Annotated in this window: 15 protein-coding genes; 4 read left to right on the plus strand and 11 right to left on the minus strand. The window is 70.2% G+C overall.

The window, feature by feature from the left end:
• Positions 1-34 precede the first annotated feature (34 nt).
• From G339_RS0121900 to G339_RS0121940, 8 genes are all read right to left on the minus strand, one after another.
• The gene (locus tag G339_RS0121900; protein ID WP_019633205.1) at positions 35-850 is read right to left on the minus strand and encodes a class I SAM-dependent methyltransferase; all 816 of its coding nucleotides are present in this window, start codon (positions 848-850) and stop codon (positions 35-37) included.
• 77 nt (positions 851-927) lie between these two features.
• A complete protein-coding gene (locus G339_RS37030; RefSeq protein WP_157407939.1) occupies positions 928-1,884 on the minus strand; it encodes an SUKH-3 domain-containing protein in 957 nt (318 codons plus the stop codon).
• Positions 1,885-2,055: 171 nt separating this feature from the next.
• On the minus strand, positions 2,056-2,265 hold the full coding sequence (locus G339_RS0121910) for a hypothetical protein (protein WP_019633207.1): 210 nt from the start codon (positions 2,263-2,265) through the stop codon (positions 2,056-2,058).
• On the minus strand, positions 2,262-2,936 hold the full coding sequence (locus tag G339_RS0121915; RefSeq protein WP_026341668.1) for a hypothetical protein: 675 nt from the start codon (positions 2,934-2,936) through the stop codon (positions 2,262-2,264). Before G339_RS0121915 ends, G339_RS0121910 begins: the two co-directional genes overlap by 4 nt.
• Positions 2,937-3,283: 347 nt before the next feature.
• Positions 3,284-3,748 carry a hypothetical protein gene (locus tag G339_RS0121920; RefSeq protein ID WP_026341669.1) on the minus strand — a complete coding sequence of 155 codons (465 nt, stop codon included), beginning with the start codon at positions 3,746-3,748 and terminating at the stop codon, positions 3,284-3,286.
• A 97-nt stretch (positions 3,749-3,845) separates the two neighbouring features.
• Complete coding sequence (locus G339_RS0121925) at positions 3,846-4,499, minus strand: hypothetical protein (RefSeq protein ID WP_019633209.1); 654 nt, start codon at positions 4,497-4,499, stop codon at positions 3,846-3,848.
• A gap of 144 nt (positions 4,500-4,643) precedes the next feature.
• Positions 4,644-4,943 (minus strand): DUF397 domain-containing protein, encoded by a 300-nt coding sequence (locus tag G339_RS38075; RefSeq protein WP_084693359.1) that lies wholly within the window; start codon positions 4,941-4,943, stop codon positions 4,644-4,646.
• A 135-nt stretch (positions 4,944-5,078) separates the two neighbouring features.
• A complete protein-coding gene (locus G339_RS0121940; RefSeq protein WP_019633212.1) occupies positions 5,079-5,429 on the minus strand; it encodes a hypothetical protein in 351 nt (116 codons plus the stop codon).
• A 259-nt stretch (positions 5,430-5,688) separates the two neighbouring features.
• Between G339_RS0121940 and G339_RS0121945 the strand changes: the two genes are divergently transcribed.
• Positions 5,689-6,858, plus strand: coding sequence for a helix-turn-helix domain-containing protein (locus G339_RS0121945; RefSeq protein ID WP_019633213.1), 1,170 nt, complete (start codon positions 5,689-5,691; stop codon positions 6,856-6,858).
• 366 nt (positions 6,859-7,224) lie between these two features.
• Here the strand turns inward: G339_RS0121945 and G339_RS38080 are convergent, their stop codons facing one another.
• Together G339_RS38080 and G339_RS0121950 are read right to left on the minus strand one after the other, a co-directional pair.
• Positions 7,225-7,455, minus strand: coding sequence for a DUF397 domain-containing protein (locus G339_RS38080; protein ID WP_084693360.1), 231 nt, complete (start codon positions 7,453-7,455; stop codon positions 7,225-7,227).
• Entirely contained in the window at positions 7,455-8,312 is an 858-nt protein-coding gene (locus G339_RS0121950; protein ID WP_026341671.1) for a helix-turn-helix domain-containing protein, read from the minus strand. Before G339_RS0121950 ends, G339_RS38080 begins: the two co-directional genes overlap by 1 nt.
• A gap of 456 nt (positions 8,313-8,768) precedes the next feature.
• Here G339_RS0121950 and G339_RS0121960 point away from each other — a divergent pair, with 456 nt between their 5' ends.
• Together G339_RS0121960 and G339_RS0121965 are read left to right on the plus strand one after the other, a co-directional pair.
• Positions 8,769-9,401 carry a hypothetical protein gene (locus tag G339_RS0121960; protein WP_019633216.1) on the plus strand — a complete coding sequence of 211 codons (633 nt, stop codon included), beginning with the start codon at positions 8,769-8,771 and terminating at the stop codon, positions 9,399-9,401.
• Between the two features lie 381 nt (positions 9,402-9,782).
• On the plus strand, positions 9,783-9,977 hold the full coding sequence (locus tag G339_RS0121965) for a helix-turn-helix domain-containing protein (protein WP_019633217.1): 195 nt from the start codon (positions 9,783-9,785) through the stop codon (positions 9,975-9,977).
• A gap of 7 nt (positions 9,978-9,984) precedes the next feature.
• On the opposite strand, the gene G339_RS0121970 is transcribed toward G339_RS0121965, so the two are convergent.
• Positions 9,985-10,638: a TetR/AcrR family transcriptional regulator gene (locus G339_RS0121970; protein WP_033323887.1), complete on the minus strand. Its 654-nt coding sequence runs from the start codon at positions 10,636-10,638 to the stop codon at positions 9,985-9,987.
• A 99-nt stretch (positions 10,639-10,737) separates the two neighbouring features.
• Between G339_RS0121970 and G339_RS34835 the strand changes: the two genes are divergently transcribed.
• Positions 10,738-11,601: a lipase family alpha/beta hydrolase gene (locus G339_RS34835; RefSeq protein WP_019633219.1), complete on the plus strand. Its 864-nt coding sequence runs from the start codon at positions 10,738-10,740 to the stop codon at positions 11,599-11,601.
• Positions 11,602-11,664: the final 63 nt, after the last annotated feature.

Below are 11,664 nucleotides of genomic sequence, written 5' to 3' on the forward strand. Positions count from 1 at the left end.
GTCCGGCCCGGTGAATTGGGGGCGCGCTTGATCGCTAGGCGGCCTTGCGGCGGGCCGTGGCGGCGATCGTCGTGTACGCCATCGTGAAGGCGCCGCCCGCCGCGTCCACGGCCGCGCCGAGCCCGTCGAGGATTCGCCGCCGGACGTCCTCGGGGAGCCGGGTGAAACCGCCGGTGGTGACGACGAGGTCCAGCCACTCGTCACGGGTGTAGGGGCGTTCCCAGGGGAACAGCCATTCCTCCGGCTCGTCGAATGTTCCGGCCTCGCGGAGCGTGTCCGCGACCTTCTTGTATCCCTCGCGGTAGGTGTCCGAGGCGGGCCGGGTCCAGAGCCTGCCGAACGGCGAGTCCGGCAGGGCGCGGTCGTACACGGCGGCGAACTCGGCGCGCAGTTCGTCCGGCGGGTCGAAGGCGTTGGAGAACGCGGCGAACCGGCCGCCGGGGCGGAGGGCCGCGGCGGCCTTCGCGACGCCCGCGACGGGGTCCACCCAGTGCCAGGACTGCGCGGCGACGACCGCGTCGAACGCGCGGCCCGCCGCGTCCCAGTCCTCGAAGGTGGCGACCTCGGTCGCGATTCCGTCGCGTCCGGCGAGTTCGGCCATGCGCGGGTCGGGGTCGACGCCGAGGACGCGGCATCCGGCGGCGGCGAAGAGGCGCGCGGCGATGCCCGTCCCGCAGCCGACGTCGAGCACGTCCCGGCCGGGGCTGCCCGCGACGATCCGCTCCACCAGCTCGGCGGGGTACGCGGGGCGGGCCCGGTCGTACCGGTCGGCGTCCGCGCCGAAGCCCTCGGCGATCTCCCGCTGCCGGTGCGCCGCCGTTCCCTGGGTTCCTGCTTCTGAAGTGGCCATGCGCCCACTATAAGTGGGCAAGCGCCCACTATCTCTTGGCGTTCACTTTCGGCGAAGCTGTCGGAAGGTGCCGGTGATCACCGGTTGCCGGATCGCAGGTCGCCGATCCGGCTCCGCAACGTCGGTGCGCGCAAGCCCCTCACCAGCACCTCCAGGGCGGCGTCGATGCTCGTGCCCAGGAAGAACTCGCCGCCGATGTCGTGGACCATGTAGACGCGGCCTTGCTCGTCAACGATCAGCACGTTCGTGGAATCGTCCGTGCGGCCGATGGGGAAGGTCCGCATGGACAGCCTGGCGGCGAGCCCGAACGCCGACACCTCCGCCAGCGGAACGTCCGCCGGGAAGAAGTGGATGGGGAACGCGCCGGTCTCCTCGCCCCGCCCGAACGGGTACAGGTCCAGCAGGCCGAACTCGCGATAGATGTCACGCGCGGCCGGAAAGATCTCGTGCCGCTTCCCCAGCGGGTCGGTCTGGGCGCAGAAGTCGGCCAGCCAGGGGTCGACCCGCGCGGCCGCGTCGCGGCCCGGCATCCATCCGGCCTGGAACAGCGCCGTCTCCACGTCGGCGTGGAACCGCGGGTTCTCCAGATCAAGCTCGTCGAAGCGGTCGTAGTCCATCGGGATGGTCGGCGGCTCGTTCGACAGTTCACCCCGCACCAGGCTCGGCGGTGTGGTCTCCAGGTACTGCTGCTTCCTGTACTCGGCGCGGAGCCGTGCTTCGATCCGGCCGCACTCGAACAGCGCCTCGCGCGCGGCCAGCCGGACGGGCTCGGGCACCGGAGGGCAGCGGTATTCGTGGCTCTCGATGTGCTCGTAGAACGCGGGCTGCGGGGCGAGGTGGTGCTCCTGAAGGTGGTAGGTCGAGATGTCGGACCAGATCCACGTCCCATCGGTCCGGTAGCGCACCGGTACCGCCCAGCGCCGGTCGGGGTTCTCCGGGTCGAACACGTCGTAGGTGCGCTCGTCGGACGGGACGAGCAGCGCGCCGGAGCGAAGGTATTCGAGCAGCCGCCCGCGCTCCCCGGCGTCGCTCACCCAGGGACGTCCCGGCCACGGTCGCGGACGCTTCCGCTCATCGAACCCGTCCGCGACCGCCGCGAACCGAAACCCGCCGACCTCCTGCGGAGGCATGACCGGAAGCGGTGCCGGCGGCTGCCACCCGGCCGCGTCCCGTCGTTCCTCGTCCGCCATTGCGAACCTCCTTCGTCAGTCCGCGAAGCTCCGCCGGGCGGCGCGGACCTCGGTGAGGGTGCCGCGCAGCCGCTCGACGTCGAAACGCTGGCGGGTCAGCACGTCGTCGGGGATCTCGGAGGCCGAGCCGTCCGGGACGAAACCCGTCGTTCCGCAGTCCTCGCACGGCTGCCGGGCCGTGTACGGGTACGCCTCCGAGGCGGTGCGGGCCAGTCGCGGGCTCATCGGCGCGGCTTCCTGTTCTCGCGGCGGGTACCGTCCGGGCTGCCGGGGCGCGTCCACAGCACGGCTCCGGCGGCGAGTGCGCTCTGGTGGTAGGGCGGCAATTCCACGTCGGCCGCGAACACCTCCGCCTGCGGGTCGGGCTCGCCGTGCCCGGCCATCGCGGCCTGGAGGTCGAGGGTGAGGAGATAGGGCTCGACGCCCGGTTCGGTCCTGACGAGGTAGATCCGCTTGGGCGGCATCATCGGCAGGTCCGGGAGGGACCGGTAGGACCGCGTCAGATCGACGGCTCCGTCCGCCGCGCCGACGACGCCGATCACCGCCCGGTCCAGCGTGTCGACCGCGTGCCCGGCGGGATTCGCGTCACCGCGCGTCGGCGGTGCGGGGGTGAAGCGGTACGGCATATCCGGTTCGCCTTGGTGGCGGCGGACTGCGTTCAGCGGCGGCCCGTCCAGCCGGTATCCGTCGCGAAGCTCGCGGAGCACCGCCAGGTCGGCGTCGGTGAGCGGCACGTCCAGGGTGACCGCCGCCACCGGAACGGTCCGGGCGATGTAGTCCAGGCGGCCGATCGCGAGCCAGTGCCGTTCCTCGGCCAGCACCTCGTCGGGCAGTCGGCCCGCGAGCCGCAGCAGCATCGCGTGGCACGCGGGCCGCGGGTCGCCCAGCGGCGTCATGGCCGGGACCGGGCAGTGACCGCTCGCCACTCCCTTGGCCGCACGTCGGTTCCGAGATCACGGGAACCGGTTACCCGCGTCCGCTCGCCGAACTCACCCACGGACACCGCATTCATGACCTGTGACCTGCACGTTCTCCAGACCATTCGGAAACCGCCGCCTTGCGGCTTCACCGGCACTTTACCTGGCACCGGCGGAACGTGGTCAGCGATAAACCGGGCCGCCACCCTGTTGGAGAACTGCCGGCCCGGGCCGCTCCTCCGATGTCCGCGACGGCACGCGGCGGCCACCGTGAGGTCGGCCGCACGGCTTTCCCAGGTCAGGGGATCACGCGGCTGCACTTCGGTTCACAAGCAGGTCCAGCAGTAGAGATGGTCGTTCGCCTGGCGAGCGCGGCGGGCCAGAGCCACAAGGCTCTCCACGAAGCGCAGGGCGGGTGCCGTGTCCACCTCACCGGGTTCCTCGATCCGGACCCATTCCTCGGCAACCGACGGGAGCGCGCGGTCCTCGGCTCCGGCGAGCGCGTCACGGATTCGGTCATCGAGTTCTTCGAGCCAGGGGCCTTCGTGCTGCGCCTCCGTCCCATCCGGCGGCCACAGGAACCGGGTCCGGACCAGATCGGCGCTCTCCGGCGCGGCGCGGATCAGCCCGATCAGCTCGCCGAGGGCGATGTGCGGATCAATGCCCTTCGCATCCAGCGCGTCCAGACCGGCGATGGTCGCCGGGCCGTTCGGTACGCCGTCGCCCTCGTCAAGGAGGCGGAGCGCGGTCTCCCCATCGGGTGCCCGGAAGTAATCGAAAAGCACGCCCACGCTCGCTCCCATCGCCGTCCCTGGAACCATCGCGCGGATCGTACCGACCCCCGACGTCAAAACGACGGGGGCGGGATGGCCAGGGCTTTTGCGGTTCTCATGCCATGAGGCGGTCGGCCAAGCGGTGAAGCGCGGGGACGAGATCGGGATGGTCACCGTCCTCGGCGCGGTGAAGAAAGCGGGCGAGCACCAGGAGCAGGGCGGGTCGCCCCGCCTCGGAGTCGAGAACATCGGCGAAAGTCGTCAGGACGCGCTCGGCCGTATCCGGCTGGAGCGAGCTGGCGCAGTAGAGCGTCGCGGCGTCCTCCCCGACAAGGCCGCGCCCCCAGTGATCCCAGTCCACGATGCCGAACGGGCGCGCGAAAAGGTTGGCCCAATGCAGGTCACCGTGAACGGTCTCCCAACGCAATGCGGCCGGATCAAGCTCGATGCCGAACCGACCGCGGATGCGATCAACGACGTGACCGGGCGAGCGACCCGCCCTTTCGGTCGGCGTCCGCGACAGCGTGTGGAGTGCGGCGCGCAGTTCACCCCACCAAGCGTCGGACAGCGAAGGGGCAGCGCGCAGCACGTCGGTAGGCGAACAAGGCGTCCCGGGCAGGCGGGTCATGATCTCGACGCGGAGGCGTCGGCGTCCCGGCCCGCCTTCATCGACATGCAGGACGCGCGGTTTGGCGATGCCCCGGATCGCATTCGCGTCGGCGTTTCCCGTCCACCGCTCGCCGTGCGCCCATTCCTCCGCTTCGGTCATGACACGGACCCAGCGCGGACCGTCCGGGCTCTTGGCCGGAACGCCCGCAGACCGATCCCGCCACCCGAAACGCGGCGCCCCGGCCACCGGCGAGAACGCGAGAATCACGCCCGCCCGCGTCCAGCGCGGCGGTCGGCCGGTCGGTCAGCCCAGATCGAAGTCGCCGGACTTCACGTTGTCGAGGAAGGCCGCCCAGGTCGAGCGGTCGAAGGCCAGGACGGGACCGGCGGGGTTCTTGGAGTCGCGCGCCAGATGAAGCGCGCCGACCGTGGCGGCTTCCACGCAATCACCGTTGCGGCTGCTGTGGCTGCTCTTGCGCCACGCGGCGACCTCGACGCAGTTACCGCCGTTGCCGCTGTGACTGCTTCTGCGCCAGGTGGCGACTTCCAGGCAGTTGCCGTTCGTGCCGCTGTACGTGCTCTTTCGCCAGGCGCTCATCGTCATGGTGATCCCCGTCTTGGCGCGATGACTTTATGCCGTGAGCTTCCGTCCGGTCGTTCACATGCGTCAAGGGCGAGGTAGGTGGTTGTCGCTGAGGCGGCAGGCCCGGCGGGTCGGGCCGGGTCCGCCGCCGCGCGTTCAGTGCTTCGCGATGGTCTCGAAGATGTCGGCGTCCGTTTCGCGTTGCCAGGCGGGGAGGTCGTTCCAGTCCGCGACGTAGGACGGCTTGGGGTGGGGAAGGTGCTTGTGGACCTGGGCGATCCAGCACAGCGCGACAAAGCGGCCCTTCTGCTCGCGGGTCATGGCGTCCGTCGCACCGAGTTCGATGAAGGACGCGACCTGGCAGAAGACCGTGCGCGCGGCGTCGCGCTCCCACTCGGGCATCTCTTCCCACGGCGCCACATACCCGGGTTTCGGCTCGCCCGGGAAGTGCTTGCGCACGCCGTCGATCCACGCCTGACGGAAAATCCGGCCCGCATCCTCGCTCATACGGCTCCTTGAACAGAGTCAATGCGCTCAACAAATCCGGCCTGCTTTCCCGCGCGAGCGGTGGCCGCCGCCGAGCGTCCACCTGGGGATCGCCGCACGTCAAGGGCCGGATAGGTGGTTGTTGCGATGGAGACAGTTCCGCGCGGCGACTTCGACGCCGCATGGGGTCGGGAACGCCCGGCGGCGGAGCGGTCCAGACGGCGTGTGCGGTTGGGCGGTATTTCGGCTGCGCGGCGGTTCGCGTCCTTACGATGGACGCATGACGACCCGGCCGGACCTCGGGGAACGCCTGCGCTCGGTCCGCAAGCGGCGGGGCATGACGCAGCGGGAGCTGGCGAGCGACGCCGGGGTTTCGCTGTCACTCGTGCGCAAGCTGGAGCAGGGCGAACGCGACAACACGCGCTTGGAGACGCTGCGCAGACTCGCCGCCGCGCTTCACGTGCGCACGGCGGAGCTGATCGACGGCCCGTCCGCCCGCCAGGCCCGCCCCGACGACGAGCTGTGGGAACCGGTTCGGAACGCGCTGCTCGGCGCGGGCGGGGAGACGCCGGAGGAACCGCCGACCGTGCCGGGCGTGTCCGCCGCGCTCGCGGCCCTCATGCCGTTCTTCGCGCACGACGAGTACGCGCAACTGTCCGTCGCGCTGCCCGCCCTGCTGCGGGACGCGGACCAGCTCGGCGACGAGGCGCGTCCCGTCCGCGCGCGCCTGCTGCACCACACCGGGTGGCTGCTCACGCAGACTCGGCAGTTCGACGCGGCCGACGCGGCGTTGTCGCGCGCGATCCGCGAGGCGTCGAACGAACTGGAGGCCGCATCGGTCGTCAACACGTTGGCGTGGCTCCGCATGCGCCAGGGTCGGCTCGGCGAAACCGTCGCGCTGGCCACCGAGTGGGCGGACGAGCTGGAGCCCCGGATCTCGCGCGCGACGATGGCCGAGCTGTCCGCGTGGGGCTGGCTGCTCATCCGGCTGGCCACGGCGGCGGCGCGGAACGCGCAGCCCGGCGAGGCCGAGGACGCCATCCGGCTCGCTCGGACGGCCGCGGTCGCGATGGGCGGCGAGTACGCGCCCCGGCACGATTTCCTCAAGGCGTACGGTCCGATCACGGTGGAGATGAAGCGCGCGGAGATCGCGATGGTCGAGGACCGTCCGGACCGGGTCATCGCGCTCTCGGGCCAGATCCCGCTCGGCGACCTCCGGCCGACCTCCAACAACCGCAACCGGCATCTGCTGGACGTGGCACACGCCCGTGTGAAGCTCCGCCAGCACGCCGAGGCGTTCGACGTGCTGCAACGCGTCAGGTTCGACGCGCCGGAATGGATCACCAACCAGCGCTACGCGCATGATGTCTTTGAACGCGTCATCTCAGGCAGACGCACCCTGACGCCGGAGATGAAGGAACTCGCGGACGCGATCCACCTCATGCGCTGACGCGCCGTGGCGTTCCCACATGATCGAGAACGCCACGCCAGTCGGCACCCGTCATAGCCCCCGACGAACGGCCGATGCGCTGGGGCGTCCCGTGAGGTGCCGCGTCGGCTCACTGCACGACGTCAACGCGCTCAACGGAAGCCCAGACCGCGTTCCGTGTCGAGGCCCTGGATGCGGCCGAGCGTCCACCTGGAAATCACTGTGCGCCAAGGATGAGGTAGGTAAGTGTGGCTGGCACGGTAGTTCCGGGTGGAAAAGAGAAGGTCCCAGTATGAGACTGGGACCTTCGATGTGGCGGCGAGGGGGCCAGAGTTGTTAGGTCCGGCCCCGCAGCCGGTCCAGCTCGACAACGCGGGGGGTGGTCGGTCAGCTCAGGTCGAGGTTGCCCGCCTTGACCTGGCCGAGGAAGGCAGCCCAAGCGTCCTGGCTGAACGCAAGGACAGCGCCAGTGGGGTTCTTGGAGTCACGCGCCAGATGGGTACCGTCTAGTGTGGCGGCTTCGACGCATTCCCCGTTGTGGCTACTGTGGCTACTCTTGCGCCAGTGGACAGCGGGCAGATCAGCGGCCGTGATTCCACGCGAGCTTCGTCGGATCATCAGACTTCCCGGATCGCCTGCGCGATCAACGCCTGCGACTGGTCGGAGTCGTACGCCTTGGCGCGCAGATGGTTGAACACGTCGTTGTACCGGGTCACATGCGCCTTCTCTTCGAGGTACAGCGACCCGTGCTGTGACTCAATGTAGACCACATCCAGGTCAGCGGACTCGGGGAAACCGAGGATGACGAACGGCGCGAGGTGCTGGGCCGCATGCATACCCGCCGAGAACGGCAGGATCTGGAACGTGACCGACGGGAGCTCGGCCCGGTCGAGCAGGAACTTGAGCTGCCGACGCGCGACCTCGGTGTCACTGAACCGCCGGATGGCAGCCTCATTCAAGATCGCCCAGTACGCGGGCGCATCCGAGGCTTCGAGCCGGGTCTGACGCTGGCGGCGGATTTCGATGGTGCGCTCCATCTCAGCCTCGTCTCCATCATCAAGCAGCGCGGCCCGAAGGTACGCGCGATGGTAGTCGGGCGTCTGGAACAGACCAGGAATCAGCTCGCTCTGGTAGTTGCGGATCTCGGTGGCCTCGGTCTCCAGGCCGATGAAGACCTCGAACCACTGCGGGATGACGTCGCCGTGGCTGTGCCACCAGCCCTTGCGGGTGGCGTCCTTCGCCAGGCGGACGAGCGTTTCGGCGACCTCGTCCGTGACCTTGTAGAGGCTGAGCATCGCCCGCACGTCGGAGACCTTCGCGGGCTGGACGCCGCGCTCGAACTTGATCTGCTTGCTCTCTGACCACCCCATCTCCTCCGCGACCTGCGCCTGCGTGAATCCCGCCTCCTCGCGCGCCCGGCGGAGCTCCTGGATCAGCCGGCGGCCTCGCACGGTCAGCGTGTAGTTGGTCGGCATGATCACTCGCCCTTTCTGGTGCCATCCGTACCGATATGTCCGGTACAGACTTCGGACTGGCTCGATTTTCCACCTGGAAACGCTTGCGCGACAGAGGTTCCAGGTGGATTCTTGATGCAACACACAACCCTCTGTGCCAGCAGTATGACCGTGCGTCGTTGCCCGTGGAAGTGGTTTCACACATCTCCACCCAACGAATGTCACAGCACCGACAGGGCGCACCGAGGGACGTACGTGATCGTCCGCACGGAAGGTGCGGGCCGCCCGAACCGACGAGGGAGGCAGTTCGGTGAACCATTACGGGACAAGTTGGGTGTTAGTTCTCGCTCTCCTGTTGTACGGGCTCGCGCTCGTCGGGCTGGGCACGCTGCTGGGTTGCCTGCTCTGCGCCTCGTCCGCGGGGTCCACCGGGGATCGGCGGTCGGCGCGCGCCGTCCGGAAGACGGGTGAGTTCTGATGCGATCCATCCAGCCGGACGCGCCGCCGCCCGAGCCGGGCTCGGCGGGGACGCCTCAGCCCGGAACCAGATGGGCCGAGCCTCGGGCGACGCCTGACGGGACCTGGACCTGCCGCCTGCTGCGTCCGCTCAGTTGGGAGGAAGAGGCACGCGGTCTGCTGTACGTCGTCATCGCGAAGGACCGTTCCGAGCTGGCCGCGCTGATGGCCCTCGAAGACGAAAAGGCCGCGCGCTCCGCGTTCGGCCCCCGGCCGCCGGACCCCGCGTCCACGATCGTCCCCAAGCCCACGCCCGAGCCCACGTCCGGACCCGCAGCCGCAGCCGCAGCCGCAGCCGCAGCCGAGGAAGCCTTGCCGGAGGCGGACGTCATCCGGCCTCATCTGGAGGCGCTGCGGGGGCGGTTCGCCGGGCGGAAGCCGTTCCGGTGCCGGCTGGTCGCGGCCGCCCACTTCCCCGATCCGTTCCTGCGCGTGATCAATCTGGACTGCGCGCAGTTCGCGGAGGACGTGCGGTGCCGCGTCTCTCCTGCCGGGCTCGTGTTCGTGTGGTCGTGGGGGGACGCCATCGGGTCCGTCCGGGACGTCGATGACGTGGCCGCGGCGATCGTCCGGGTCCTCTCTCCCCAGGTGTGACCACCATGCCGAACCGCGACGAGCAGGCGCGGCGGCTGGAACTCAACTCCCCCGGCTGGGTCGTCGTGTGGGGCGCGTACCGCCGCACCTTCACCGCCTGGGCGACGTTCGCCCCGCACTCCGTCGTCGTCGAAGCCCCCACCGCCGAACAGCTCACGCTCGCGATCTGCCGCGCCGAACGCCGGATCGAAGAGCGCTCCGAGCCGCCGCCGCGCGGCCCGCGGGACCGGGTGCGCCCCGAGGAGGGGGCGGGGCGCACCCGGCCGGAAACGGCGGCCGCTCCCCGCCGTCCCCCGCACGGCACAACCCCGGCACCCGCCGGTCCGGCCGGGTTCCGCGCCCGGGAACCGGCCTTTCCACCCGACCAGAAAGCGCTGACCCATGCTTCCGCACGAACACCCGCTGCTCACCGCCCGAGAGGTCGCCGCGCTGTTCGCCGTCTCGTCCGGAACGGTCCTCAACTGGGCGAAGAGCGGACTCATCCCGTCCATCGTCCTCCCGTCCGGCCACCGCCGCTTCCCCGCAACGGCGATCGTCGCCATCCTCACTTCCCAAGACGGTCATGCCGAGGAGTGACGCGTGATCACTCCGGGCCGATGCGGGCCGCGACGCCCGCGCGGACGACGGCGTAGAACGCGCCGAGGTCGTCCACGAGCGCGTCCACGGCGGGATCGTCGGCCAGGAGCCAGTCCGCGACGAGGTCGAACAGCCCGCCGACCAGCCCGATCGCGATCCGGTCCACGGTCTCGTCGGCGTCGTCGCGGACGGCCCCCGACCGCCGCCAGACGTCCCGCACGAACGCCGCCGCCCACCGCCGGTTCGCGCGCCGCAGCCGCTCCACCGCCGGAGACACCCCGCTGGCCTGCCCGAACGTGACGAGCGCGCGGCGCGGATCGTCCACGAGCGCGTGCGCGAACGCCGCGACCAGCGTCCGTTCCGCCTCCGCCGGGTCCTCCGGCGCGGCCGCCAGGTGCTCCGTCATCTCCGCCATGATCTGCTCGCTGATCCAGCGGACGAGCGCGATGTAGCACTCCTCGCGGCTCGCGAAGATCTCGTAGAAGCCCTTCGTGCCGACGTACGCGTGCTGGCAGAGCTGCTCGATCGAGACGTTCTGGTACCCGTGCGTCGCGCACAGCTCCAGCGCGGACTCCAGGAGCTGGCGTCGCCGCAGCTCCCGGCGCTGCTCGGCGTCCAACCCGCGGATGCGCCGCCCGCCCGACTCCTTGGCCCGTGTCACGGTCCCGACATTACCGGCGCCCGAGTTATCAACAAGGCTTCTTGTTCTCAACAAGGGCGCGTGCTCTAATGACGGTCCCCCATGCGCCGGAGGTCCCCCATGCACCGCCGTCTCGCCGTCCTCGCGCTCGCCGCGCTCGCGTCCCTGGCCCTGGTCCTCGCCGGGCAGCCGCCCGCCTCGGCCGCGCCGTCGTCCGGGTTCAACGACTGGAACTGCCGCCCGTCCGCGAAGCACCCCGAACCCGTCCTGCTGCTGCACGGCCTCGGCGGCAACGGGCCCGGCAACTTCCTCACGCTCGGCCCGTACCTCGTCGGGCAGGGCTACTGCGTCTACGCCGAGACGTACGGGATGCCGCTTCCGCCGATCCCCGTCGGCGGACTCGTCTCGGTGGACGCGTCGGCGCGCGAGAACGCCGCGCGCATCGACAAGATCCTCGCGTCCACCGGCGCGTCGAAAGTGGACATCATCGGGCATTCCGAAGGCGGTTACCTGTCGCTGGCGATCCCGAAGTTCCTGCCCGGGTACGCCGCGAAGATCAAGAATGTCGTTGCGCTCGCGCCGCCGACGCACGGCACGACGTTCGCCGGACTCGTCACGCTCGGCCAGCAGCTCGGGATCATGCCGCAGGTCAACCAGGTGCTGGCCGGGGCCGGGTGCGTCGCCTGCACGCAGCTCACGACCGGCGCGCCGGAGATCGCGAAGCTGACGTCCGGGCCGATCGCGCAGCCCGGCGTCGCCTACACCGTCATCGCGTCGAAGACCGACGAGCTGGTCACGCCGACCGACACCGCGTTCGTGGACGAGCCGGGCGTACGGAACATGTACGTGCAGGACGTATGCCCGTCCGACACCGTGGGCCACATCGGACTCGCCTACGACGACACGGTCTCCCGGACGATCGCCAACACCCTCGACCCGGACGCCCACCAGCCGGTCCCCTGCGGCAACGGCCTACCGTTCTGACCCACACCGACCACGAAAGACGCCCCGCCGAAACGACAGTCCCAAGAGGTTTCCCACCCGAAC

Origin of the sequence: Actinomadura atramentaria DSM 43919 (assembly GCF_000381885.1) — a bacterium.
GTDB lineage: Bacteria > Actinomycetota > Actinomycetes > Streptosporangiales > Streptosporangiaceae > Spirillospora > Spirillospora atramentaria.

What these genes read in the sequence shown, in the direction of transcription:
- G339_RS34835 (WP_019633219.1), top strand. Translation starts at nt 10,738, where the DNA reads ATGCACCGCCGTCTCGCCGTCCTCGCGCTCGCCGCGCTCGCGTCCCTG.
- G339_RS0121940 (WP_019633212.1), bottom strand. Translation starts at nt 5,429, where the DNA reads ATGAGCGAGGATGCGGGCCGGATTTTCCGTCAGGCGTGGATCGACGGC.
- G339_RS38075 (WP_084693359.1), bottom strand. Translation starts at nt 4,943, where the DNA reads ATGACGATGAGCGCCTGGCGAAAGAGCACGTACAGCGGCACGAACGGC.
- G339_RS0121910 (WP_019633207.1), bottom strand. Translation starts at nt 2,265, where the DNA reads ATGAGCCCGCGACTGGCCCGCACCGCCTCGGAGGCGTACCCGTACACG.
- G339_RS0121900 (WP_019633205.1), bottom strand. Translation starts at nt 850, where the DNA reads ATGGCCACTTCAGAAGCAGGAACCCAGGGAACGGCGGCGCACCGGCAG.
- G339_RS0121925 (WP_019633209.1), bottom strand. Translation starts at nt 4,499, where the DNA reads ATGACCGAAGCGGAGGAATGGGCGCACGGCGAGCGGTGGACGGGAAAC.
- G339_RS38080 (WP_084693360.1), bottom strand. Translation starts at nt 7,455, where the DNA reads ATGATCCGACGAAGCTCGCGTGGAATCACGGCCGCTGATCTGCCCGCT.
- G339_RS0121965 (WP_019633217.1), top strand. Translation starts at nt 9,783, where the DNA reads ATGCTTCCGCACGAACACCCGCTGCTCACCGCCCGAGAGGTCGCCGCG.
- G339_RS0121915 (WP_026341668.1), bottom strand. Translation starts at nt 2,936, where the DNA reads ATGACGCCGCTGGGCGACCCGCGGCCCGCGTGCCACGCGATGCTGCTG.
- G339_RS0121950 (WP_026341671.1), bottom strand. Translation starts at nt 8,312, where the DNA reads ATGCCGACCAACTACACGCTGACCGTGCGAGGCCGCCGGCTGATCCAG.
- G339_RS0121960 (WP_019633216.1), top strand. Translation starts at nt 8,769, where the DNA reads ATGCGATCCATCCAGCCGGACGCGCCGCCGCCCGAGCCGGGCTCGGCG.
- G339_RS0121945 (WP_019633213.1), top strand. Translation starts at nt 5,689, where the DNA reads ATGACGACCCGGCCGGACCTCGGGGAACGCCTGCGCTCGGTCCGCAAG.